Raw genomic sequence first — 24,606 nt, 5'->3', positions numbered from 1 at the left:
TTCTGGCCAACCGCCCCTTCGGTCTCGGGGCTCCGCCCCGGACCCCGCTCCTCAATCGCCGGAGGGGCTTGATTCGGGCTGATATGCGATCGCCGGGCGGGCTTGAGATATCAAGCCCGCCCGGCGATTGAGGGCAAGGGGGTCCGGGGGCGGAGCCCCTGGGTGCGCAACGCCGGTGCGGCTACACCTTGCGGAGGTGGAACGTCAGGCTCAGGCCCTCGTCGGTGAAGGCGGAGCCGTACGTGGCGTCGGCCGGCTCGGACTGGACGAAGTCCGTCGCCAGGACCTCGTCGGCGATCAGACCCGCGTGCTCGGACAGCGCCGAGATCACCGCCGGGTCCGTGGACGTCCAGCACAGGGCGATCCGGTCCGCGACGTCCAGGCCGCTGTTCTTGCGGGCCTCCTGGATCAGGCGGATCGCGTCACGGGCCAGGCCCGCCTGCCGCAGCTCCTCCGTGAGCTCCAGGTCGAGCGCCACCGTGGCACCGGAGTCCGAGGCCACGGACCAGCCCTCGCGCGGGGTCTCCGTGATGATGACCTCATCCGGGGCGAGGTCGATCTTCTCGCCGTCGACCTCGACCGAGGCGTTGCCCTCGCGCAGGGCCAGGGAGAGTGCCGCGGCGTCCGCGTTCGCGACCGCCTTCGCCACGTCCTGGACGCGCTTGCCGAACCGCTTGCCGAGAGCCCGGAAGTTCGCCTTGGCGGTCGTGTCCACCAGGCTGCCGCCGACGTCCGAGAGCGAGGCCAGGGAGGAGACGTTCAGCTCCTCCGTGATCTGGGCCTGGAGCTCGGGGGAGAGGCCGGCGAAGCCCGTTGCCGCGACCAGCGCGCGCGAGAGCGGCTGGCGGGTCTTGACGCCCGACTCCGCGCGCGTGGCGCGACCGAGCTCCACGAGTCGGCGGACCAGCGCCATCTGCGTGGACAGGGTCGGGTCGATCGCCGACGTGTCGGCCTCCGGCCACGACGACAGGTGCACCGACTCCGGGGCGTCCGGGGTGACCGGCACGACCAGGTCCTGCCACACACGCTCCGCGATGAACGGCGTGAGCGGCGCCATCAGCTGAGTGATCGTCACCACCACGTCGTGCAGGGTGCGCAGCGCGGCCTTGTCGCCCTGCCAGAAGCGGCGGCGCGAGCGACGCACGTACCAGTTGGACAGGTCGTCGACGAACGCGGAGAGCAGCTTGCCGGCGCGCTGGGTGTCGTACGCCTCCAGGGACGTGGTGACCTCGGCCGTGAGCTGGTGCAGCTCGGACAGCAGCCAGCGGTCGAGCACCGTGCGGTCGGCCGGAGCCGGGTCCGCCTCGCTCGGCGCCCACCCCGACGTACGCGCGTACAGGGCCTGGAAGGCGACCGTGTTCCAGTACGTCAGGAGGGTCTTGCGGACGACCTCCTGGATGGTGCCGTGGCCGACGCGCCGGGCCGCCCACGGGGAGCCGCCGGCCGCCATGAACCAGCGCACCGCGTCGGCGCCGTGCCGGTCCATCAGCGGGATCGGGTCCAGCGTATTGCCCAGGTGCTTGGACATCTTGCGGCCGTCCTCGGCGAGGATGTGGCCGAGGCACACCACGTTCTCGTACGACGACTTGTCGAAGACCAGGGTGCCGATCGCCATCAGCGTGTAGAACCAGCCGCGCGTCTGGTCGATGGCCTCGGAGATGAACTGCGCCGGGTAGCGGGACTCGAACAGTTCCTTGTTCTTGTACGGGTAGCCCCACTGTGCGAACGGCATGGAGCCCGAGTCGTACCAGGCGTCGATGACCTCGGGCACGCGCACCGCTTCGAGGGAGCAGCCCTCGTGGGTGCACGTGAACGTGACGACGTCGATGTACGGGCGGTGCGGGTCGAGGGACGACTGGTCGGTGCCGGTCAGCTCGCCCAGCTCCTCGCGCGAGCCGACGCAGGTGAGGTGGTTCTCCTCGCAGCGCCAGATCGGCAGCGGGGTGCCCCAGTAGCGGTTGCGGGACAGCGCCCAGTCGATGTTGTTCTGCAGCCAGTCGCCGAAGCGGCCGTTCTTCACGGTCTCCGGGAACCAGTTGGTCTTCTCGTTCTCCTGGAGGAGCCGGTCCTTGACCGCTGTGGTGCGGATGTACCAGGACGGCTGCGCGTAGTAGAGCAGCGCCGTGTGACAGCGCCAGCAGTGCGGGTAGCTGTGCTCGTACGGGACGTGCTTGAAGAGGAGGCCGCGGGCGCCGAGGTCCTCGGTCAGCTGTTCGTCGGCCTTCTTGAAGAAGACGCCGCCCACGAGCTCCAGGTCCTCCTCGAAGGTGCCGTCGGGGCGGACCGGGTTGACGACCGGCATGCCGTACGAGCGGCAGACCTTGAGGTCGTCCTCACCGAAGGCGGGGGACTGGTGGACCAGACCCGTACCGTCCTCGGTCGTCACGTACTCGGCGTTGACGACGTAGTGGGCCGCCGGCTCCTCCGGGAACTCAACCAGCTCGAACGGACGTTGGTACTTCCAGCGCTCCATCTCCGCGCCGGTGAAGGACTCGCCGGTCGTCTCCCAGCCCTCGCCGAGCGACTTCTCGACGAGGGGCTCGGCGACGACGAGCTTCTCCTCGCCGTTCGTGGCGACGACGTACGTCACGTCGGGGTGCGCGGCGACGGCCGTGTTGGACACCAGGGTCCACGGCGTCGTCGTCCAGATCAGCAGCGAGGCCTGGCCCGCCAGCGGACCGGAGGTGAGGGGGAAACGGACATAGACCGAGGGGTCCACGACCGTCTCGTAGCCCTGGGCCAGCTCGTGGTCCGAGAGGCCGGTGCCGCAGCGCGGGCACCAGGGAGCGACGCGGTGGTCCTGGACCAGGAGGCCCTTGTTGAAGATCTCCTTCAGCGACCACCAGACCGAGTCGACGTACTCCGGGTTCATCGTCCGGTACGCGTCGTCGAGGTCCACCCAGTAACCCATGCGGGTCGTCAGGTCGGAGAAGGCGTCGGTGTGCCGGGTCACGGACTCGCGGCACTTGGCGTTGAACTCGGCGATGCCGTACGCCTCGATGTCCTTCTTGCCGCTGAAGCCGAGCTCCTTCTCGACCGCCAGCTCCACCGGGAGGCCGTGGCAGTCCCAGCCCGCCTTACGGGCCACGTGGTAGCCGCGCATCGTGCGGAACCGGGGGAACACGTCCTTGAAGACGCGGGCCTCGATGTGGTGGGCGCCCGGCATGCCGTTGGCCGTGGGCGGGCCCTCGTAGAACACCCACTCGGGGCGCCCCTCGGACTGCTCCAGGGTCTTGGCGAAGATCTTCTGCTCGTCCCAGAAGTCGAGCACCGCGTGCTCGAGGGCGGGCAGGTCGACCTGGGCGGGCACCTGGCGGTACTGCGTCATCAGTCTTCCTCCGGCGGATCTGCCTTCTTCCGTCGGAGGGACGAGAGGCTGCTGCGCCGTGTGCGGCGCGCTCCCGCGGTACCACCCTCCTTGGCCCGCCGGGGCGTGGTGCGCTCCGGTGAGCCCCCTCATTGGGGTCGCGATGCCGGGTCTACTGGCCGCTGGCTGTGCGCTGCGGCGTTCTTCCGGCGGCTCCGGGGTGATCTTCGCGTCGCGCTCGCCACCGGGCTCCCACCGTCCCCGGTTCGCTCTTGGCTGCGTACGCCGCTACTCGGCCCCATCCACGCTTTTCGCTCCACCCAGTGTACGGCGCCGGGAAGGTCGCGGCCGACCGGTTTTCGCGGGGGTCCGGCGGACGGGGTGCGGGTGCGTCCGGTGACCCGAATGGCCATACGTCGGCTGTCCGATCCCGGCCGGTCACCGGGTGGGCCGGAGGCGGACGGGGGACCGGCGGATTACCAAGCGGGGAGCTGGGCACAACGCTTGCAGGTTCGTCGCGGGTCGGTCACGAGACCGTCGCGAGGGGCCGGGTCCTGTGGTGCGCCCCGTTGCCGCGGACCTGGAGTCGATTTATCGTCCCAGCACGATTCGCGAGCAAGATCACAAATTGTGAAGGGGCCGCGACCATGGTGGCGAAGAAGACCGCCGTTCAGCAGTCGGAGTCCGGAAGAAGAACGGGCGCGGCGGCCTCCGGTGGCGCCAGTGCGTCCGGCGGGGCCAAGGATTCGGCGGCGGCCGGAGCGAAGGCTTCGGCGCGCGCGAAGGAGACGCCGACCGGCAAGAAGAAGGCCGCGGCCAAGAAGACGTCGGCTTCGAAGACGGCGCCGGAGAAAGGCGCGACTTTGAAGGTGGCGCCGGAGAAAGGCGCGACTACGAAGGTGGCGGCGGAGAGAGGCACGACTACGAAGGCGGCGGCAAAGAAGGCCGGTACCAAGAAGGCGGCCGTGGGCAAAGCGGCGGACGGGGCCGAGGAGGCTGCGGCTTCGGCCGCGTCCACGTCCGCGGCCGCCAAGAAGACGGGTACCAGGAAGAAGGCCGCGGCCAAGTCGACCGGCGCCGCGGCCAAGGCGGAGGGGAAGACGGCGGAGCCCCCTGCCGAGGGTGCGGGGACCGTCGCGGAAGAGAAGAACGGCGCCGGCCGTGCAGGCGGGCGCAAGGGCGCGAAGAAGACGGTCGCCTCCGCGGCCGAGGACGCGGCCGAGGCCGCGAAGACGACGGGAGCCACGACAGTGGTTGCGAAGAAGACTCAGGGCACGGCCACGGCCACCAAGAAGCCGGGCGCGGTTCCCAAGGCGCGCGGCACCGCCGAACCCGGCGAACTGGCCGTCCGTCCGGGCGAGGATCCGTGGACCCCGGAGGAGGCCGAGGAGGCGCGCGCCGAGCTGCAGACCGAGGTGCTGCGGCTCGGGAGCGAGATCGCCACCGCCGAGGAGGGCCTCGCGGGGCTGATGCGCGACTCCGGGGACGGGGCCGGCGACGACGACGCCGACACCGGCACCAAGAACATCACCCGCGAGCACGAGATGTCGCTCGCGGCCAACGCGCGGGAGATGCTGGAACAGACCGAGCGGGCGCTGGAGCGGCTCGACGCGGGGACGTACGGGCTCTGCGAGAACTGTGGGAACCCGATCGGCAAGGCGCGCATGCAGGCGTTCCCGCGCGCGACCCTGTGCGTCGAGTGCAAGCAGAAGCAGGAGCGCCGGTACTGAGCGACCGCCCTGCCCGCGCCGGGGACTCAGGGGCACCGGCCCATGGGGGCGCGACCACGCGTGACGTACTCTCGTCCTCAGTCAGGTACTAGGTTGAGGGACTCACGTGGCAGAGGCGGAGCGCATCATCGGTACGCCGGATTCCCCGGATGCGGGGGCAGCCGAGCCCGAGCGGCCCGCTGAGGTCGACGAGCAGGTCCAGGACCGGCCCAAGGGCAGGCGGCGGATCGCCGTGCTGTTCGCCGTGGCCGCACTCGCGTACGTCCTGGACCTGGGCAGCAAGCTGATCGTGGTGGCGAAGCTGGAGCACCGCGACGCCGTCCACATCATCGGTGACTGGCTGCAGCTCGAGGTGATCAGGAATCCGGGGGCAGCCTGGGGCATCGGCGAGGCGTTCACGATCGTCTTCACGCTGATCGCGGCCGCGGTGATCGTGGTCATCGCGCGGCTGGCGAAGAAGCTCTACAGCACGCCCTGGGCGATCGCCCTCGGCCTGCTGCTCGGCGGGGCCCTCGGCAACCTCACGGACCGGATCTTCCGGGCCCCGGGTGTCTTCGAGGGCGCCGTGGTGGACTTCATCGCGCCGGCGCACTACCCGGTCTTCAACCTCGCCGACTCGGCGATCGTGTGCGGCGGCATCCTGATCGTGGTGCTGTCCTTCCGCGGCATCGACCCCGACGGGACGGTCCACAAGGACTGAGGTCCCCGAGCGAGGCCCGGCAAAGGCCGAGGTCACGGGGCTCGTGTGCGGGAGTGTCGGTGGGCTCCTGCATACTCGATGCGTGAGCACGATTCCCGAGGTCCGCACCCTGCCCGTACCCGAAGGCCTGGAGGGCGAGCGCGTAGACGCCGCCATCTCCCGCATGTTCGGTTTCTCCCGCACCAAGGCCGCCGAGCTCGCCGCCGCCGGGAAGGTCGCGGTGGACGGCTCGGTCGTGGGCAAGTCCGAGCGGGTGCACGGCGGCGCCTGGATGGAAGTGGAGATGCCGCAGGCGCCCGCTCCCGTGCAGATCGTCGCCGAGCCCGTCGAAGGCATGGAGATCGTGCACGACGACGACGACATCGTCGTGATCATGAAGCCCGTGGGGGTCGCCGCCCACCCCAGCCCCGGCTGGACCGGGACGACCGTGATCGGTGGCCTCGCCGCCGCCGGGTACCGGATCTCGACGTCCGGCGCCGCCGAGCGCCAGGGCATCGTGCACCGGCTCGACGTGGGCACGTCGGGACTGATGGCCGTCGCCAAGTCGGAGCGGGCGTACACCTCGCTGAAGCGTCAGTTCAAGGAGCGGGTCCCGGACAAGCGCTACCACGCGCTGGTGCAGGGCCACCCCGACCCCATGAGCGGCACCATCGACGCCCCGATCGGGCGGCACCCGAACCACGACTACAAGTGGGCCGTGACCGCCGAGGGCAAGCCCTCCGTCACGCACTACGACCTCATCGAGGCCTTCCGTGCCGCCTCGCTCCTGGACATCAAGCTGGAGACGGGCCGCACCCACCAGATCCGCGTCCACATGTCGGCGCACCGGCACCCGTGCGTCGGCGACCTGACGTACGGCGCGGACCCCACGATCGCCAAGCGGCTCGGTCTCACGCGGCAGTGGCTGCACGCGGTGCGGCTCGGCTTCGAGCACCCGGCGGACGGTCGGTGGGTCGAGTTCGAGAGCGACTACCCGGAGGACCTGCAGACGGCCCTGGACCGGGTCAGGGCCGAGAGCGCATGAGCACGCCGCTTCCCGCGTATGTGACCCGTGTCGCCGAGGACGATGCGGACCGGCAGGCCTGTTTCGCCGTCCGCAAGGAGGTCTTCGTCGTCGAACAGCGCGTGCCCGAGGACCTTGAGTACGACGCATACGACGCCGGGGCCGTGCACGTCCTGGCCGTCCGGCAGGACGGGGAGCCGCTCGGCACCGGGCGGCTGCTGACGGGCGAGGCCGCCGCCGTGAAGAACGGCGGGGCGCGGGACGTCGGCGCTCTCGGGCGGCTCGCCGTGACGCAGGCGGCGCGCGGCCTCGGCGTCGGCGCCGCGCTGGTGCGGGCCATCGAGGACGCGGCCCGCGCGCGCGGGCTCGCCGCCGTGGACCTGCACGCGCAGACGCACGCGCTGGGGTTCTACGAGCGCCTGGGGTACGTCGCGTACGGGCCCGAGTTCCTCGATGCCGGCATCGACCACCGCGCGATGCGGAAGACGCTCGGCTAGGCAGCGGCGGCTTCGTGGCGTCGCGGTAGCGCGGCATCGTGGCCCCGGGCCCCGATAAGACCGTTTTGATCTGAAGCGCGTGGCACCCTTGGGGCCGGAACGCACATGATCGTCGAGTCTGGTCGGAGCCCCCGGTGGATCAATTGGCCCTGCTGTTCGTGCTGTTGCTCGGGGCCGTGCTGACCGTCCCGATCGGTGACCGGCTCGGCCTGCCGTCCCCAGTCCTGATGACCCTGCTCGGCATCGCTCTGGCGCTGATCCAGGCGGTGCCGAATGTCGACATCAACCCGGACCTGATCCTTCCGCTGGTGCTGCCACCGCTGCTTTACGCGGCCGTGCACCGCACGTCCTGGCGGCAGTTCGCGGCCAACAAACGGCCGATCTTCCTGCTCGCCGTCGCCCTGGTCTTCGTCACCACGGCCGCGGTCGCCTTCGTCGCCGACGCCATCGTGCCGGGCCTGCCGGTCGCCGCGGCCGTCGCGCTCGGCGCGCTGGTGGCGCCGCCCGACCCGGTCGCCGCGACCGCCGTCGCGGGCCAACTCGGCCTGCCCCGGCGCATGGTGTCGATCCTGGAGGGCGAGGGCCTGTTCAACGATGTGACCGCGATCGTGCTGTACCACGTAGCGATCGCCGCCGCCGTCAGCGGCACCTTCTCGCTGCCGCACGCCGCGCTGGAACTCGTCCTGTCCGCGGTCGTGGCCATCGCGGTCGGCTGGGCGCTCGGCTGGGCCGCCAACAAGCTCATCGGCTATCTCGGCGACGCCACGCTCCAGATCGGCCTCACGCTCCTGATCCCCTACGCCTCGTACGTACTCGCCGAGGAGCTCAAGGGCTCGGGCGTGCTCGCGGTCCTGACCACGGCCATGTTCCTGGCCGAGCACGCCTTCGACGCCGACGACGTGCTGACGCGGCTCACCGGGCGGGCCTTCTGGGACGTCGTGGACACCCTCGTCACGGGCGTCGCGTTCGGCCTCATCGGCCTGGAGGTGCACAACGTCGTCAGGACCGCGCAGGGCCGCTGGGGCGAGATGTTCGGCTGGGCGGCCGCGGTCGTCGGGGTCGTCATCGTCGTACGGCTGTTGTGGCTGTTGCCGATGACGTGGGTGACACGGCGGATGCACATGAGGCGCGATGTCGACGAGGACATCCCGGTCAGCTGGCGCGAGACGGTCGTCATGTGGTGGGCCGGAATGCGCGGCGTGGCCTCGGTGGCCCTGGCCCTCGCCATCCCGCTGACCATGGACGACGGCTCGCCCTTCCCGCAGCGGGACGAGATCGTCTTCCTCGCGTTCGGGGTGATCATGGCGACCCTGGTGCTGCAGGGCCTGAGCCTGCCGTGGCTGGTGCGCAAGCTCGGGGTGCGCAGCGACGACACCGCCGAGCGGGAGTTCGAGCGGCAGCTCGCGGTGCGGGCCGCGAAGGCCGCGAAGCGGCGGTTCAAGGAGATCGAGGAGGTCGAGGAGCTGCCGGACGAGGTGCAGGAGCAGATGCTGCGCCGCGCGTTCGACATCGGCCTGCGCATCAACCCGGAGATCGGCGCGGACGAGCGGCGCGAGAAGCAGACCAAGCGGGTCGACCGGATCAAGCGGATCCGCCGGATTCAGGCGGAGATGATGTCGGCGGCCCGGCACGAGGTCCTCGCGGCCCGCAGCGAACCGGGTTCCGACCCGGAAGTGGTCGACCGGGTACTCAGGAAACTGGACGTGCGCAGTCTGCGCTAGGACCTGTCGTTTGGATCAGGCTCTGGATCCTCCGCCTTGAGCGTGCTCGACGGCCTAGGCTCGTGTGTATGGCACGCAACGTGATTATCACCGGTGGCGGTACGGGAATCGGGCTCGCGGCGGCGAAGGCCTTCGCCGCGGAGGGGGACCGGGTGCTGCTGGTCGGGCGGCGGATCGAGGTCCTGGAGAAGGCCGGAGTGACCGGCGCCCTGAAGTACCCGGCCGACCTCAGTACGGTCGAAGGGGCGCGCGGCGCCGCCGACTTCGCGCTCGAGGCGTTCGACGGCACGGTCGACGTGATGGTGCACAGCGCCGGCGGATTCGGCGGCCGGACGCTCCCGGCTCCGGAAGGGGCCGATCCGCTCGAAGCCGTGGCCCACGACTGGGACGCCAACTTCCGGATCAACACGCTCACGTCGGTCCTGCTCACCGAGGCACTGCGCGAGCACCTCGCCTCGCCGGGCGGCCGGATCGTGTTCGTGTCCTCCATCGCCGCGCTGCGCGGCTCGAGCCAGGGCTCGTACGGCGCGGCCAAGGCGGCCCTGCACCCGTACACGTACGACCTCGCCAGGGCCCTCGGCCCGCGCGGCATCACCGTGAACACCGTCGCGCCCGGCTACATCGAGGACACCGAGTTCTTCGGGCCCTCGATGCCCGAGGCGGAGTACCGGCGCCGGGTCGACGCCATCCCGACCGGCCGCGCCGGGACGCCCGAGGACATCGCGGCCACCGTGCTGTGGCTGGCGTCGCCGGGCGGCGGCCATGTCAGCGGCCAGATCGTCCAGGTCAACGGTGGGGAGTTCCTGGGGCGTTAGCCCCGGCCCGTCCGGGGTGCGCGGCCGTTGCGGCTGAGTACGTGCTCCGGCAGGGAGTCCGCTTCGTCCGGGGCGACCAGGGCCGTCGCCGTGTTGATCCGCGGCAGCGCGTACGGGTGCTGGTCGGTCAGCCAGCGCACGAGCTGCTCGCGGACCGTGACCCGCACCGTCCAGATGTCGTCCGCGTCCTTGGCGGTGACCAGGGCGCGGACCTGCAGCGTGCTGGGCGTCGTGTCGGTGACGGCGAGGCCCCAGTCACGGCCGTCCCAGGCGGCGCACTCGCGCAGGATGTCGTGCAGCTTCTCGCGCATCTCGGGCACGGGCGCGCTGTGGTCGAGGTGGAAGAAGACGGTGCCGGTCATCTGGACGCCGCCGCGCGACCAGTTCTCGAACGGCTTCGACGTGAAGTACGAGACCGGCATGGTGATGCGGCGCTCGTCCCAGGTGCGCACGGCGAGGAAGGTGAGGGTGATCTCCTCGACCGTGCCCCACTCGCCGTCCACGACCACGGTGTCGCCGATCCGCACCATGTCGCCGAACGCGATCTGCAGGCCCGCGAAGAGGTTGCCGAGCGTGGACTGCGCGGCGACACCGGCGACGATGCCCAGGACGCCCGCCGAGGCCAGCAGTGAGGCCCCGGCCGCTCTGAAGGACGGGAACGTCAGGAGCATCGCGGACACCGCGACCACACCGACGACCGCGATGACGACGCGCTGGATCAGGGTGACCTGGGTGCGCACGCGGCGGACCCGGGCCGGATCGCGCTGGGCGGTGGCGTACCGGGCGTAGGACGACTCGACTATGGCGGAGGAGATCCGGACGGCGAGCCAGGCGGTGGCGCCGATCAGGACCAGGTTGAGCGTTTCCCCAATGGTGCCGCCGTTCCCCTTCGTGACGCCCGCCTGGTCGTACGAGCCCCTCAGCAGCGCCGCGCAGAGCACGACCTGGAGCGGCAGCCGGCAGCGGCGCAGCAGACCCCACAGCGGTGTCTCGTGGTGGCGCTGGTCGGTGCGGAGCAGCAACCGGTCGACCGCCCACCCCACCAACAGCGTGAGCACGACCGAGCCACCAATGACGATCAGTGGACGCAGTACGTTCTCCATGCCACGACCGTAACCGGGATCGGGCGCGCCCAACCTGCGGGGGCCCTGGCACCATGGAGCGCATGAACATCATGCTTTTCCATTCGGCGTTCGGATTGCGGCCCGCCGTCGAGGCCGCTGCCGACCGGCTGCGCGCCGCCGGGCACGAGGTGTGGACCCCTGATCTCTTCGAGGGCCGCACGTTCGACACCGTCGAGGAGGGCATGGCCTTCAAGGACGAGATCGGCAAGGACGAGCTGCTCAAGCGTGCCGTCCTGGCATCCGCGCCGTACTCCGACCGAGGTCTCGTATACGCCGGGTTCTCGTTCGGCGCCGCGACCGCGCAGACCCTCGCCCTCGGCGACGACAAGGCGAAGGGGCTGCTGCTCCTGCACGGCACGTCCGACATCGCGGAGGGCGTCACGGTGGACGAGCTCCCGGTCCAGCTGCACGTCGCCGAGCCCGACCCCTTCGAGACGGACGACTGGCTGACCGCCTGGTACCTGCAGATGGGCCGCACGGGAGCCGACGTCGAGGTCTACCGGTACGCCGGGGCGGGCCACCTCTACACCGATCCCGACCTCCCGGACTACGACGAGGAGGCCGCCGAGGCCACCTGGCGGGTGGCGCTCGGCTTCCTCGAAACCCTTTAGGACCTCTTACGCCACGGGCGCGTCCGCCCGCTCGACCTTCTGGGTGCCCGTGAGGGTGCGGTACGAGCGCTGCCAGGCGGACGTCGCGTTCCGGTCCGCGCGGTCGGAGATCACGTAGAAGTCCATCTGCGTCCGCTCGGCCGTGACGTCCAGGACGCCGTACCCGTGGCGGTCCATGTCCAGCCAGCGCACGTGCCGGTTGGCCGCCTTGATGGCGCCCTCGGCGACCGTGGAGAGCGTGTCCGGGGCGACGTGCAGGATGTCGTCCAGGTTGTCGGAGGTCACGGACGTGACCACGAACTCCGTCGCGGCGGAGGGGGACAGCGGATACGTCGCCGCCTTGACCGGCACGTCGTTGGCCCACGCCATGTGGATGTCGCCGGTCAGGAAGACGGTGTCGCGGACGGCGTGCTCGCGCAGGTGGGAGATGAGTTCGGCGCGGTCGTGCGTGTAGCCGTCCCACTGGTCGACGTTGATCGCCAGGCCCTCCTTCGGGAGGCCGAGCAGCTCGGCCAGCGGGCCCGCGATGTGGGCGGGCAGCGAACCGAAGGCGACCGGCGAGATCATCACCGAGGTGCCGACCAGCTTCCAGCGCGCGTCGGACGCGGTGAGGCCGGACTTCAGCCAGTCGAGCTGGGCGCGGCCGGTGATCGTACGCTCCGGGGAGTCCACCGCCCCGTTGCCGATGCTCGACTGCTCGGAGCGGAACGAGCGCAGGTCGAGCAGGTGCAGGTCGGCGAGTGAGCCGAACTTGAGCCGCCTGAAGACCGTGCCGGCCGTGGACGGGCGGACCGGCATCCACTCGAAGTAGGCCTGCTTCGCGGCCTGTTGGCGCGCCTGCCAGGAGCCCTCGGTGTCCGGCGTGTGGTTCTCGGCGCCGCCCGACCAGGCGTCGTTGGCGAACTCGTGGTCGTCCCAGATCGCGATCAGCGGATGCGCGGCCTGCATGGCCTGGACGTCGGCGTCGGTCTTGGTCTGGCCGTGCCGGGTGCGGTAGTCGGCGAGTGTGACGATCTCGTGGGTCGGCAGGTGCTGCCGGACGGTGTAGTCGGCGGTCGGGTACTCGCCCGTCTTGTACTCGTAGAGGTAGTCGCCCAGGTGCAGGACCGCGTCCAGGTCGGTGCGGGCGGCCAGGTGCCGGTACGAGGAGTAGTACCCGGCCTCCCAGTTCGCGCAGGAGACGACGCCGAAGCGCAGTTTGTCGGGGGACGCGTCGGTAGCGGGGGTGGTGCGGGTGCGGCCCACGGGGGAGCGGGTGGCGTCCACGGAGAAGCGGAAGTAATAGGCGGTCGCCGGGCGCAGGCCCCTTACATCGGCCTTGACCGTGTGGTCGGAGGCGGCGCTCGCGGTCACGGTTCCCCGGCCGACGAGCTGCCGGAAGGCCTTGTCCTCGGCTATCTCCCAGGCCACCCGCACATCGGGGCCCTTGCCGGAGCCGGGCACCGCGTCGGCGTTGGGCGTCACGCGCGTCCAGAGCAGGATCCCGTCGGGCAGCGGATCGCCGGACGCGACGCCGTGCAGGAAGGCGGGGGCCTCGGCGGCGTGGGCGGGGACCGCGGCGGCGAGCGGTGCGGCGAGCGCGGCACCCGCGGCCGCGGCCTTGACGACCGTACGGCGGCTCGGGGCGTTTTCATGGAATCGACTGGTCACAGCCGGTCAGACTACTGACTGGTAGATACAGAGAACGGGCGAACCCGAAAGGTTCGCCCGCTCTTCATCATCCCTCGGCCACAGTCAGCCCTTGAGGGCCTTCTCCGTCGCGGTCTTGTACTCGGCCACGGTCATCGGAGCGTTCTGGCCGTCCGAACCGGTCAGCTTCTTGCCGTCCATGACCAGGCTCGGGGTGCCGGTGACCTCGTCCTTGTTCGTGTCGAACGACTTGGACATCTTCATGGCCCAGTCGTCGTACGTACCGTCCTGGACGGCCTTCTGGAACGCCTTGTTGCCCTTGAGGGAGTCCACGGTGTCGGCGATCTTGATCAGGTAGTCGTCGTCCTTGAACTTGTCGTCGCTCTCCTCGGGGTGGAACTTCGCCGAGTAGAGCGCCGTCTTGTAGTCGAGGAAGGCGTCCTGGCTCACGTTGAGGGCCGCGCCGAGCGCGCTCAGCGCGTTCTTCGAGCCCTCGCCGTTGGTGCCGACGTCGCCCTTGGCCGCGCTGTCGCCGTCGAGGAACGTGCCGCCGATGTACTGGAGCTTGAACTTGCCGGCCTCGACGTCCTTGTGGAGCTGCGGGCCGACGGTCTGCTCGAAGGAGGCGCAGACCGGGCAGCGCGAGTCCTCGTAGATCTTCATGGTCTTCTTGGCGTCGGCCTTGCCGATGACGACGGTCGTGCCGTCCTTGCCCGAGGTGTTCTTGGGCGCCTTCACGGCGGAGGACTTGGCGTCCATCGCCGTCTCCCACTGGGACGGCTTGTTGGCCTGCATCACCGCGTAGCCGACGCCGCCGGCGATCGCGAGGACCGCGACGATGGAGACGCCGACGATCGCCTGCCGCTTCGTCTTCTCCCGCTTGGCCTGGCGCTCGCGTTCGGCGCGCAGCCGCTCTCGGGCCGCGGTCTTCGCCTCCTGGGTGTTGCGCTTGCTCATGGTGGTGCTCCGTAGGTAAGTGACGTGCGTATGGGGGACTGCCGTGCCGGGGCCCGAGCCGGAAGGTGGCTCAGGCGGCGAGGCACGGCGGTCCGCGCCGTCCTACGGAGTGCACCCAGAGCCGGGTGCGGGAGGCCGGTACGCGCGTGGCGGGGCGCGGCAGCCGAACGCCGGGCTCGCGCCGGACGGTGACCGTGGCGAACGCGATGAGCAGCGGCCGGAAGGCGAAGGCGGCCACCGCGCGCAGCAGTTGGGCCAGGGCCTGCTCACCGCGGCGCAGCCAGGCGGCCGCGAGCAGGCCGACGGCGACGTGTGCGCCAAGGAGCAGCCAGGAGGCCGCCGGGTCGGTGTGCGCGAAGAGCGCGGCGGCCCGCTCCGTGCTGCCGCCCGTCATACGGGCCAGCGGTGTGCCCACGTTCCCCGCGCACAGCACGTCGAAGCCGAACTGGCGCAGCGGGCCCGCGACGGGGCCGCCGGCCTGGCCGTAACAGACGTGCTGGCCGGTCGTGAAGACCGTGTCGGCGGCCAGTTCCAGCGGTACGAGCAGAGCCGCGATCCGGCCGAAGCCGCGCTCACGTCCTGCCAGCGCGTACGCGATCACGAAGACGGCCGCGGCGATCGCGGCGACCGTCGTGAGCGGCAGCGGAGCCCGGGACAGCAGCACGTGCGACGCGGCGGACAGCGTCACGGCGCATGCCGTGAACAGCGCCGCGCGCATCACTCGTAGCTGGGTCCCGGATATGTCGTCCATCGCGGAGGAGTGTGCCATGCCTTCCGGTAAACGATGCCTAAAGGGTTCCTGTGCGTTACAGGCCCGGGATGCGGCCGTTGCGGAACAGGTCCACGAAGATCTGGTGGTCCGCACGCGCGCGTGCCCCGTAGGAGTGCGCGAAGTCGACCAGCAGAGGCGCGAAGCCCTCCTCGTCGGCCGCGATCGCCGCGTCGATGGCGCGCTCCGTGGAGAACGGCACGAGCGACTCGCCGGACTGGTCGTCCGCCGCCGCGTGCATCGTCGCCGTGGCCCGGCCGAGGTCGGCGACGACCGCCGCGATCTCCTCCGGATCGTCGATGTCGCCCCAGTCCAGGTCCACCGCGTACGGCGAGATCTCGGCGACCAGCTGCCCGGCGCCGTCGAGCTCCGTCCACCCGAGCCACGGGTCGGCGTGCGCCTGCAGGGCGCGCTGCGAGATGACCGTGCGGTGGCCCTCGTGCTGGAAGTAGCCGCGGATCGCCGGGTCGGTGATGTGCCGCGACACGGCCGGGGTCTGGGCCTGCTTCATGTAGATCACGACATCGTTCTCGAGGGCGTCGCTGTTGCCCTCCAGCAGGATGTTGTACGAGGGGAGGCCCGCGGAGCCGATACCGATGCCGCGGCGCCCGACCACGTCCTTCACCCGGTACGAGTCGGGGCGGGAGAGGGAGGAGTCCGGCAGCGTCTCCAGGTATCCGTCGAACGCCGCGAGCACCTTGTAGCGCGTCGCCGCGTCCAGCTCGATGGAGCCGCCGCCCTCCGCGAAGCGGCGCTCGAACTCGCGGATCTCCGTCATGGACTCGAGCAGGGAGAAACGGGTCAGCGAGCGGGCGTCGCGCAGCGCCTCCAGGAGCGGTCCTTCGGCCGTGTCCAGCGTGAAGGGCGGCACCTCGTCGCTCTTGGCGCCGGTCGCGAGCGCGTGGATGCGCTCGCGGTAGGCCGCCGCGTACGTGCGTACGAGGTCCGTGATCTGCTCGTCGCTCAGCGCCTTGGAGTAGCCGACCAGCGCCACCGAGGCGGCGAAGCGCTTGAGGTCCCAGGTGAAGGGGCCCACGTACGCCTCGTCGAAGTCGTTCACGTTGAAGATCAGCCGGCCCGTGGAGTCCATGTACGTGCCGAAGTTCTCCGCGTGCAGGTCGCCGTGGATCCACACCCGGCTGGTGCGCTCGTCCAGGTAGGGCCCGCCGTGCTGCTCGCGCTCCACGTCCCCGTAGAAGAGGCAGGCCGTGCCCCGGTAGAAGGCGAAGGCCGAGGCCGCCATCTTGCGGAACTTGACCCGGAAGGCCGCGGGGTCGGCGGCGAGGAGCTCGCCGAACGCGGTGTCGAAGACGGACAGGATCTGCTCGCCGCGCTGCTCAGCGGTGGGCTGCGGTTCCGACATCGCTGGGTGCCTCCTGGTGCGGGATGGTCCGGTACGCCGTACTGACGCGTGGGACAGATGTTCTGGTCTGTCCAACGCACGACCGTACTCCCGAGTGCCCGCCCACCCGTCACCCGACCACCGCCCCTCATCGAGACGCTTCGCGTCGCCGTACTCCTCTTCGATGTCAGTGACCGGTCGTAGACTTCCAAGCTGTCCCCCAGACTGTCGCCCGGTGTTTTCCATTGGAGGCCCCCACCGTGTCCAAGCCGCCCTTCACGCACCTGCATGTGCACACCCAGTACTCGCTGCTGGACGGCGCGGCGCGGCTCAACGACATGTTCAAGGCCGCCGGCGACATGGGCATGACGCACATCGCGATGTCCGACCACGGCAACCTGCACGGGGCGTATGACTTCTTCCACACCGCGGAGAAGGCGGGCATCACGCCGATCATCGGCATCGAGGCGTACGTCGCCCCGGAGTCCCGGCGCAACAAGCGGAAGGTCCAGTGGGGCCAGCCGCACCAGAAGCGCGACGACGTCTCCGGTTCCGGTGGTTACACCCACAAGACGATGTGGGCGGCGAACAGCACGGGGCTGCACAACCTGTTCAAGCTGTCCTCGGACGCGTACGCCGAGGGCTGGCTGCAGAAGTGGCCGCGCATGGACAAGGAGACGCTCTCCCAGTGGAGCGAGGGCATCATCGCGTCCACCGGCTGCCCCTCCGGTGAGCTGCAGACCCGCCTGCGCCTCGGCCAGTTCGACGAGGCGGTCAAGGCGGCCGCCGAGTACCAGGACATCTTCGGCAAGGACCGGTACTTCCTGGAGCTGATGGACCACGGCATCGACATCGAGCACCGGGTCCGCGAGGACCTCCTGCGGGTCGGCAAGAAGGTCGGCATCCCGCCGCTGGTGACGAACGACTCGCACTACACGTACGCGGACGAGGCGACCGCGCACGACGCGCTGCTGTGCATCCAGACCGGCAAGAACCTCTCCGACCCGGACCGCTTCCGGTTCAACGGCACGGGCTACTACCTGAAGTCGACGGACGAGATGTACGCCATCGACTCCTCGGACGCCTGGCAGGAGGGCTGCCGCAACACGCTGCTCGTGGCCGAGCAGATCGACACGACCGGCATGTTCGAGAAGCGCGACCTCATGCCGAAGTTCGACATCCCGGACGGCTTCACGGAGATCACCTGGTTCCAGGAGGAGGTCCGGGTCGGCATGAACCGCCGCTACCCGGGCGGCGTCCCCGAGGACCGCCAGAAGCAGGTCGAGTACGAGATGGACATCATCATCCAGATGGGGTTCCCGGGGTACTTCCTGGTCGTCGCCGACTTCATCATGTGGGCCAAGAACAACGGCATCGCGGTGGGCCCCGGCCGTGGCTCCGCGGCCGGTTCGATCGTCGCGTACGCCATGGGCATCACCGACCTCGACCCGATCACGCACGGCCTGATCTTCGAGCGGTTCCTCAACCCCGAGCGCGTCTCCATGCCCGACGTCGACATCGACTTCGACGAGCGCAGGCGCGTCGAGGTGATCAGGTACGTGACGGAGAAGTACGGCGCCGACAAGGTCGCCATGATCGGTACCTACGGCAAGATCAAGGCCAAGAACGCGATCAAGGACTCCGCGCGCGTGCTCGGCTACCCGTACGCGATGGGCGACCGCCTCACCAAGGCCATGCCCGCCGACGTCCTCGGCAAGGGCATCGACCTCTCCGGCATCACCGACCCCAAGCACCCGCGCTACGGCGAAGCCGGTGAGATCCGCGGGATGTACGAGAACGAGCCGGACGTCAAGAAGGTCATCGACACCGCCAAGGGCGTCGAGGGCCTGGTCCGGCAGATGGGTGTGCACGCGGCCGGCGTCATCATGTCCAGCGAGCCGATCGTCGACCACGCCCCGCTGTGGACCCGGCACACGGACGGCGTGACGATCACGCAGTGGGACTACCCGCAGTGCGAGTCGCTCGGCCTCCTGAAGATGGACTTCCTGGGCCTCAGGAACCTGACCATCATGGACGACGCCGTCAAGATGGTGCGGTCCAACAAGGGCATCGACCTGGAGATGCTCGATCTTCCGCTCGACGACCCGAAGACGTACGAACTGCTCTGCCGCGGCGACACGCTGGGCGTGTTCCAGTTCGACGGCGGCCCGATGCGCTCGCTGCTCCGCCAGATGCAGCCCGACAACTTCGAGGACATTTCCGCCGTCTCGGCCCTGTACCGGCCGGGCCCGATGGGCATGAACTCGCACATCAACTACGCGGAGCGCAAGAACGGCCGCCAGGAGATCACGCCGATCCACCCGGAGCTCGAAGAGCCCCTGAAGGAGACGCTCGGCCTGACCCACGGCCTCATCGTGTACCAGGAGCAGGTGCAGAAGGCCGCGCAGATCATCGCGGGCTACTCGCTCGGCGAGGCCGACGTGCTGCGCCGCGTGATGGGCAAGAAGAAGCCCGAGGAACTGGCCAAGAACTTCGTCCTGTTCCAGGAGGGCGCGAAGAAGAAGGGCTTCTCCGACGCGGCGATCCAGGCCCTGTGGGACGTACTGGTCCCGTTCGCCGGATACGCGTTCAACAAGGCGCACTCCTCCGCGTACGGCCTGGTCACCTACTGGACCGCGTACCTGAAGGCGAACTACCCCGCCGAGTACATGGCCGCGCTGCTCACCTCGGTGAAGGACGACAAGGACAAGTCGGCCGTCTACCTCAACGAGTGCCGACGGATGAAGATCAAGGTCCTCCCGCCGGACGTGAACGAGTCGGTGCACAACTTCGCCGCCCAGGGCGACGACGTGATCCTCTTCGGCCTTGAGGCGGTCCGCAACGTCGGGTCGAACGTGGTGGAGTCGATCGTCCGGGCCCGCAAGGCGAAGGGGAAGTTCACCTCGTTCCCCGACTACCTGGACAAGATCGAGGCCGCGGCCTGCAACAAGCGGACGACGGAATCGCTGATCAAGGCCGGCGCCTTCGATGCGATGAACCACACCCGCAAGGGCCTCACCGCCCAGTACGAGCCGATGATCGACAACGTCGTGGCGGTGAAGCGCAAGGAGGCCGAGGGCCAGTTCGACCTCTTCGGCGGCATGGGCGAGGGGGAGAGCGACGAGCCGGGCTTCGGCCTCGACGTCGAGTTCTCCACCGACGAGTGGGACAAGACGTATCTGCTCGCCCAGGAGCGCGAGATGCTCGGCCTGTACGTCTCCGACCACCCGCTCTTCGGCCTGGAGCACGTGCTCTCCGACAAGGCGGACGCGGGCATCGGGCAGCTGACGGGCGGTGACTTCGGTGACGGCGCGGTCGTCACGGTCGGCGGCATCATCTCGGGCCTCCAGCGCAAGATGACCAAGCAGGGCAACGCCTGGGCGATCGCGACCGTCGAGGACCTCGCCGGTTCCATCGAGTGCATGTTCTTCCCGGCGACGTACCAGCTGGTGTCCACGCAGCTCGTCGAGGACGCCGTGGTCTTCGTGAAGGGCCGCCTCGACAAGCGGGAGGACGTGCCGCGCCTGGTCGCCATGGAGATGCAGGTCCCCGACCTGTCGAACGCGGGGACCAACGCGCCGGTGATCCTCACGATCCCGGCCCTGAGGGTGACCCCGCCGATGATCAGCCGGCTCGGCGAGATCCTCACCAACCACCGGGGCGACAGCGAGGTGCGGATCAAGCTCCAGGGGCCGCGCAAGACCACGGTGCTGCGGCTCGACCGGCACCGGGTGAAGCCCGACCCGGCGCTGTACGGCGACCTGAAGGTGCTGCTGGGCCCGTCCTGCCTGACGGGCTGAGCACGCCGAGACACGCGCGAGGGGCGTACCCGGACTTCCGGGTACGCCCCTCGCTGTGTGCCAACTGCCCTGCGCGGCGCCTCAGTTGTGACCGAAGCGACGCTCGCGGTGCTTACGGGCCACGTCGCCCGGCGTGGCTTCCACAGCCGACTTGGCCTGGGCCTCCATGGCCGAGGAGCGGGCCTGCTCCTGAGGCTCGGCGGCCTCCTGGGCCGCCGCCTTCTGCTGATGGCGATTCTGCTTACGGTTCTTGGCCATGGTGATCTGCCTCCTGCGGGGGATCTAGGGGCCAGGGCCGGCTTCAGATTCACACAGTCGGACGAAGAACGCATTTCGGCGTATTACCGTTCGTAACGGTCCTCGGTTGCGGAGCGCGCACCCCGAGTTCACGGCTTCCGCCACGCCGAAGATCCAGTTCGGGCCGTTAACCCCACCGCGGTCGGGCAGACTCGAAGGAAACCCGAAGCGAAGCCGCGGGAGCCGTCCCGCGGAGCGTGTCCGGACTGGTGGCAAGTCGGCGGAAAGAGGGTGGATCGCGTGGATCGTTGCATCGTTCTGGTGGATGCCGGATATCTGCTGGGGGCCGCGGCGAGCCTGCTCGCGGGCGAGCCGTCCCGCTCCCGGATTCATGTCGATCACGCCGCCCTCATCCAGGGCCTGCGCGAGCGCGCCGAGGCCGAGACCGGGCGGGAACTGCTGCGCATCTACTGGTTCGACGGGGCGCCCGACCGCGTGCCGCAGCCCGAGCACCGGCGGCTGCGGGTGATGCCGCGGGTCACGGTGCGGCTCGGCGCGTTGACGCGCTCCGACGGGCGGTGGGCGCAGAAGGGCGTCGACGCCGCGATGCACGCGGAGCTGACCGAGCTGGCCCGTAATCGTGCCTGCTCGGACATTGTGCTCGTGACCGGGGACGGGGACCTGCTGCCCGGCATGATGGCCGCCAAGGAGCACGGCGTCGCCGTCCACCTGTGGGCGGTGCAGGCCGCCGACGGCGACTACAACCAGTCCGAGGACCTGGTCGCGGAGGCCGACGAGCGGCGGGTGCTCGACCGGACCTGGATCACCAAGGCCGTACGCGCCAAGGAGCTCGGCGGGCACGGGATCTGTGCCCCGCCGCCCGTGCCGCGCCCCGAGATCGCCGCGATCCTGTCCGCGCCGCTGCCCGAGTCGGCGCTCTCCTCCACGGGGCGTCCCGTGGCGGAGGCCGGGGGTGCGGGGCCCGTGCAGCACGCGCCGGCCGCGCACGGCGAGAACGGGACGGCGGCCCCGCCGGCGCCGGACGAGGACCGGGCGGGCGGCGGCAAGGGCGTGCCCACGCCCAAGGACCTCGCCGCGCTGCGCGGACCGGGGGCGCAGGCCGCGCAGCATCCGGCGAACGCGACGTTGAGGTGGTCGTCCGACAAGGGCTGGGTCGAGCGGCCCGGGGGCGGCGGGGAGCCGGCCGATGTGGCGTCCTTGCCGACGTTGGCGCAGCTCACCACGGCGGAGCAGCGGTGGGCAGACCGCGAGGAGGACATCACCGCGATCGGCGGGGATCCGTACGAGGTCGGGCAGGTGTTCGCGCGGCGGTGGCGGGAGCGGCTCGGGGACCAGACGCAGTTGCAGAAGCTGGCGACCATGTATCCGCGGGTGCCGCACCGGATCGACGGTGAGCTGCTGCGGTACGCGGCGCGGTTCGGGCTGCTCGCGCACAAGGACGACCAGATCGACGAGCACGACCGGTATGCGATCCGGGCGGGCTTCTGGCGCGAGATCGACATCCGCACGGCCGAACACGCGGCTGCCGCGGATTAGCGGGCCGGGGTCGGGGTGGGGCGGGCCACTTCCGAATGTCCTGCCGGACGGGCCTGCTCAATCGCCGCAGGGGCTATTTATAGCCCCTGCGGCGATTGAGCAGCGGGGTGCGGGGCGGAGCCCCGATCTTTGGAGTACGGCATGCGTGGGATATGTCCCGCCCCGCGTGCAATCGTGAACGCCGGACCCCGTAGGCTCGTTCCTCGTGAGTATGCGCACCGATGACGTCGCCCCGAAGCGTAACGCGGGCGCTGTCGTGTGCGCGGTGCGGGGCCTGCGCAAGACCTACCCGGCCTCGCGCGGGCGCCGCGGCGCCCCCGGCACGCCGGAACTGCGGGCCACGGACGACGTCCGGCTCGACGTCCGGCGCGGCGAGATCTTCGGGCTGCTCGGGCCGAACGGCGCCGGCAAGTCCACCCTCGTACGGCAGCTGACCGGGCTGATGCGCCCCGACGCGGGAAGCGTCGAGATCCTCGGGCACGACATCGTGCGGCACCCCGAGCGCGCCTCCCGGATCCTCGCCTACCTCGGACAGGAGTCGACCGCGCTGGACGAGCTGACCGTCGCGCTGGCCGCCGAGACCACCGGTCGGCTGCGCGGTCTCTCGCTCAAGGACGCCCGGGCCGCCCGCGACGACGTGCTGGACGAGCTGGGGCTCACGACGCTCGCCTCCCGGCCGATCAAGAAGCTGTCCGGCGGGGAGCGGCGGCTCGCCTGCTTCGCGGCCGCCCTCGTCGGGGAGCGGCCGTTGCTCGTGCTCGACGAGCCGACCACCGGGATGGACCCCGTCGCGCGGCGGGCGGTCTGGGCCGCCGTCGACCGGCGGCGGGCCGAGCACGGCGCGACCGTACTGCTCGTCACGCACAACGTGATCGAGGCCGAGACCGTGCTCGACCGAGTGGCCGTGCTCGACCAGGGCCGCGTCATCGCCTGCGACACCCCGGCAGGCCTCAAGGAACGCGTCGCCGGCGAGGTGCGCGTGGAACTCGTGTGGCGCCAGGAGGCTCCGATGGAGCTCGAAGAGGTGGCGCGGCTGCGCGCGCACGCCGTGGAATCAGGGCGGCGCTGGTCGCTGCGGCTCGAACCGGAGGCGGCCCGCTCCGCCGTCGCCGCCGTCACCGGCGGCCCGGCCTTCGACTTCTTGGACGACTTCACGCTCGCGACGCCGAGCCTGGAGGACGTGTACCTGGCGCTCGGCGGGAGCCGCAGCGGTGTGAAGGGCCTGGTGAAGGCATGAGCGTCGTTCCCACCGCTCCCGCGGTCGCCTCCGAGCTCGCGCCCGCGCGGCCGGCGCCCGCGCCCGGCCCCGCCGAGGAAACGCTCGCGCCCCGCGCCCGCTTCCTGCCCTCGCTCGCCGCCGTCTACCGGGCGCAGCTCAGCCGGGCCCGCGTGGCCCGGATCCCGCTGCTGTTCGTGGCGACGTTCCAGAGCATCGGCATCATGATCCTGATGCGCGGCGTCGTCGAGCAGGGCGGCCGTGAGGCGCAGGCCGTGGTGGCCGGGTCCGCGGTGCTCGTCGTCGCGTTCGTCGCGCTGAACCTGCTCGCCCAGTACTTCGGACAGCTGCGGGCGGCCGGCGGCCTCGACCACTACGCGACGCTGCCGGTGCCACCCGCCTCCGTGGTGCTCGGCGCCGCGGGCGCCTACGCCTCGTTCACCGTGCCGGGGACCGTGGTCACCGCGGTCGTCGGCTGCGCGATGTTCCAGCTGCCGCTCGCCCACCTGTGGGTGCTCGCCGCGGTGATCCCGCTGGCCGGCGCCGCTCTCGCGGGGCTCGGCGCCGCGCTCGGGCTGCTCGCGCCCCGGCCCGAACTGGCCACGCTGCTCGGCCAGTTGGGCATGTCGGCGGCGCTGCTGCTCGGTGTGCTGCCGGCCGACCGGATGCCGGAGTTCGTGCAGTGGACGCGGGACCTGCTCCCGTCGACGTACGGGGTCGAGGCCTTCGCGCGTACCTTCGCCGCGCACCCCGACTGGGGCGTGGTCCTGCTCGACCTGGGCGTCTGCGCGGCCGTCGGCGTCGCCTCACTGGCGGTGGCAACATGGGCCTACCGCCGGGCCGCCGTCCGGTGACGCGCCGCACAGCGACGCCTGGCACGATGGCAGGGTGACCGCACCGCTGACACCGCCACCCCATCAGCCCCCGCACAACAACGGGCACAGCGACCCCTGGCAGGCCCCCGACCCCATGACCGGACATCTGCCTCCCGCGCCCGCCGCCCCGCAGGAGTACGGGGAGGACGACGGCCCCGGGATGCGCGCCGAGATCAAGCAGGCCGTGGCCGTGACGGTCGCCGTCGCCGTGGTGGGGCTCGCGCTCGGCGCGCTGTGGCTGTGGCTCGCGCCCCGGGTTCCGCTGGTCTCGGACGCCTCGGCGGTCTACCTCAAGGACACCGAGGGCGAGCAGGCGATCGGCATCGACGGAACGTTCGCCCTGCTCGGGCTCGCGTTCGGCGTCGTCACCGGCGCCGCCGTCTTCTTGTGGCGCAGGCGTGGGGGCGTGCCGCTGGTCGTGGCGCTGGCCGTGGGCAGCCTGCTCGGCGGGGTGCTCGCGTGGCGCTTCGGCGTCTGGCTCGGGCCGGCGCAGAACGTGGCCGCGCACGCCAAGGAGGTCGGCAAGGGTGTGGTGTTCGACGCCCCCCTGGAACTGAACGCCAAGGGGGCGTTGCTCGCGTGGCCGCTCGCCGCGTTGGTGGTGCACCTGGGCCTCACCGGCCTGTTCGGGCCGCGGGACCCGGACCCGTATTTCGCGACGCCGTACGGGGTGCAGGGGGACGGTGGGGCAACGCCCACCGCCCCGTAGCGGCTCA

At 70.6% G+C, this 24,606-nt stretch carries 19 protein-coding genes; 12 read left to right on the top strand and 7 right to left on the bottom strand.

Going from position 1 to position 24,606, the window contains the following annotated elements; genetic code table 11:
* Nucleotides 1-181: 181 nt before the first annotated feature.
* Nucleotides 182-3,328 carry an isoleucine--tRNA ligase gene (ileS, locus tag ACIRHA_RS25085; protein WP_403849814.1) on the bottom strand — a complete coding sequence of 1,049 codons (3,147 nt, stop codon included), beginning with the start codon at nt 3,326-3,328 and terminating at the stop codon, nt 182-184.
* A gap of 626 nt (nt 3,329-3,954) precedes the next feature.
* Between ileS and ACIRHA_RS25080 the strand changes: the two genes are divergently transcribed.
* The 6 genes from ACIRHA_RS25080 to ACIRHA_RS25055 all read left to right on the top strand — a co-directional run bounded on the left by ACIRHA_RS25080 (nt 3,955) and on the right by ACIRHA_RS25055 (nt 9,773).
* Nucleotides 3,955-5,037, top strand: coding sequence for a TraR/DksA family transcriptional regulator (locus ACIRHA_RS25080; RefSeq protein ID WP_403849812.1), 1,083 nt, complete (start codon nt 3,955-3,957; stop codon nt 5,035-5,037).
* Between the two features lie 106 nt (nt 5,038-5,143).
* A complete protein-coding gene (lspA, locus tag ACIRHA_RS25075) occupies nt 5,144-5,737 on the top strand; it encodes a signal peptidase II (protein WP_403849809.1) in 594 nt (197 codons plus the stop codon).
* Nucleotides 5,738-5,819: 82 nt separating this feature from the next.
* Nucleotides 5,820-6,761, top strand: a complete 942-nt coding sequence (locus tag ACIRHA_RS25070) for an RluA family pseudouridine synthase (RefSeq protein WP_403849806.1) — start codon at nt 5,820-5,822, stop codon at nt 6,759-6,761.
* Entirely contained in the window at nt 6,758-7,237 is a 480-nt protein-coding gene (locus tag ACIRHA_RS25065) for a GNAT family N-acetyltransferase (RefSeq protein ID WP_403849803.1), read from the top strand. The genes ACIRHA_RS25070 and ACIRHA_RS25065 overlap by 4 nt, the downstream gene beginning before the upstream one ends.
* A gap of 134 nt (nt 7,238-7,371) precedes the next feature.
* On the top strand, nt 7,372-8,958 hold the full coding sequence (locus tag ACIRHA_RS25060) for a Na+/H+ antiporter (protein ID WP_403849800.1): 1,587 nt from the start codon (nt 7,372-7,374) through the stop codon (nt 8,956-8,958).
* Nucleotides 8,959-9,026: 68 nt separating this feature from the next.
* The gene (locus ACIRHA_RS25055) at nt 9,027-9,773 is read left to right on the top strand and encodes an SDR family NAD(P)-dependent oxidoreductase (protein ID WP_403849797.1); all 747 of its coding nucleotides are present in this window, start codon (nt 9,027-9,029) and stop codon (nt 9,771-9,773) included.
* Here the strand turns inward: ACIRHA_RS25055 and ACIRHA_RS25050 are convergent.
* Nucleotides 9,770-10,876 (bottom strand): mechanosensitive ion channel family protein, encoded by a 1,107-nt coding sequence (locus ACIRHA_RS25050; RefSeq protein ID WP_403849794.1) that lies wholly within the window; start codon nt 10,874-10,876, stop codon nt 9,770-9,772. The two genes, ACIRHA_RS25055 and ACIRHA_RS25050, sit on opposite strands and share 4 nt — an antisense overlap.
* A gap of 62 nt (nt 10,877-10,938) precedes the next feature.
* Between ACIRHA_RS25050 and ACIRHA_RS25045 the strand changes: the two genes are divergently transcribed.
* Entirely contained in the window at nt 10,939-11,508 is a 570-nt protein-coding gene (locus ACIRHA_RS25045; RefSeq protein WP_403849791.1) for a dienelactone hydrolase family protein, read from the top strand.
* 6 nt (nt 11,509-11,514) lie between these two features.
* On the opposite strand, the gene ACIRHA_RS25040 is transcribed toward ACIRHA_RS25045, so the two are convergent.
* The 4 genes from ACIRHA_RS25040 to ACIRHA_RS25025 all read right to left on the bottom strand — a co-directional run bounded on the left by ACIRHA_RS25040 (nt 11,515) and on the right by ACIRHA_RS25025 (nt 16,226).
* Nucleotides 11,515-13,158 carry an alkaline phosphatase D family protein gene (locus tag ACIRHA_RS25040; RefSeq protein ID WP_403849788.1) on the bottom strand — a complete coding sequence of 548 codons (1,644 nt, stop codon included), beginning with the start codon at nt 13,156-13,158 and terminating at the stop codon, nt 11,515-11,517.
* Nucleotides 13,159-13,242: 84 nt separating this feature from the next.
* The gene (locus ACIRHA_RS25035) at nt 13,243-14,094 is read right to left on the bottom strand and encodes a thioredoxin domain-containing protein (protein ID WP_403849785.1); all 852 of its coding nucleotides are present in this window, start codon (nt 14,092-14,094) and stop codon (nt 13,243-13,245) included.
* Nucleotides 14,095-14,164: 70 nt separating this feature from the next.
* A complete protein-coding gene (locus ACIRHA_RS25030) occupies nt 14,165-14,845 on the bottom strand; it encodes a hypothetical protein (protein WP_403849782.1) in 681 nt (226 codons plus the stop codon).
* Between the two features lie 55 nt (nt 14,846-14,900).
* Nucleotides 14,901-16,226 carry a DUF2252 domain-containing protein gene (locus tag ACIRHA_RS25025; RefSeq protein ID WP_403849779.1) on the bottom strand — a complete coding sequence of 442 codons (1,326 nt, stop codon included), beginning with the start codon at nt 16,224-16,226 and terminating at the stop codon, nt 14,901-14,903.
* A 239-nt stretch (nt 16,227-16,465) separates the two neighbouring features.
* Between ACIRHA_RS25025 and dnaE the strand changes: the two genes are divergently transcribed.
* Nucleotides 16,466-20,005 carry a DNA polymerase III subunit alpha gene (gene dnaE, locus ACIRHA_RS25020; RefSeq protein ID WP_403849776.1) on the top strand — a complete coding sequence of 1,180 codons (3,540 nt, stop codon included), beginning with the start codon at nt 16,466-16,468 and terminating at the stop codon, nt 20,003-20,005.
* A gap of 81 nt (nt 20,006-20,086) precedes the next feature.
* On the opposite strand, the gene ACIRHA_RS25015 is transcribed toward dnaE, so the two are convergent.
* Entirely contained in the window at nt 20,087-20,263 is a 177-nt protein-coding gene (locus ACIRHA_RS25015) for a hypothetical protein (protein ID WP_403849773.1), read from the bottom strand.
* 279 nt (nt 20,264-20,542) lie between these two features.
* Here ACIRHA_RS25015 and ACIRHA_RS25010 point away from each other — a divergent pair, with 279 nt between their 5' ends.
* From ACIRHA_RS25010 to ACIRHA_RS24995, 4 genes are all read left to right on the top strand, one after another.
* Complete coding sequence (locus ACIRHA_RS25010; protein WP_403849771.1) at nt 20,543-21,799, top strand: NYN domain-containing protein; 1,257 nt, start codon at nt 20,543-20,545, stop codon at nt 21,797-21,799.
* A 256-nt stretch (nt 21,800-22,055) separates the two neighbouring features.
* Nucleotides 22,056-23,036 carry an ABC transporter ATP-binding protein gene (locus ACIRHA_RS25005; protein ID WP_403850160.1) on the top strand — a complete coding sequence of 327 codons (981 nt, stop codon included), beginning with the start codon at nt 22,056-22,058 and terminating at the stop codon, nt 23,034-23,036.
* Complete coding sequence (locus tag ACIRHA_RS25000) at nt 23,033-23,869, top strand: ABC transporter permease (RefSeq protein ID WP_403849769.1); 837 nt, start codon at nt 23,033-23,035, stop codon at nt 23,867-23,869. Before ACIRHA_RS25005 ends, ACIRHA_RS25000 begins: the two co-directional genes overlap by 4 nt.
* Nucleotides 23,870-23,903: 34 nt before the next feature.
* Nucleotides 23,904-24,599, top strand: coding sequence for a DUF2567 domain-containing protein (locus ACIRHA_RS24995; RefSeq protein ID WP_403849766.1), 696 nt, complete (start codon nt 23,904-23,906; stop codon nt 24,597-24,599).
* The last annotated feature ends 7 nt before the right edge of the window (nt 24,600-24,606 follow it).

This window comes from Streptomyces sp. NPDC102360 (genome assembly GCF_044766085.1).
Lineage (GTDB): Bacteria > Actinomycetota > Actinomycetes > Streptomycetales > Streptomycetaceae > Streptomyces.
Note: the sequence above shows the minus strand (reverse complement) of the source record. Positions and strands in the feature narration are given on the sequence as shown.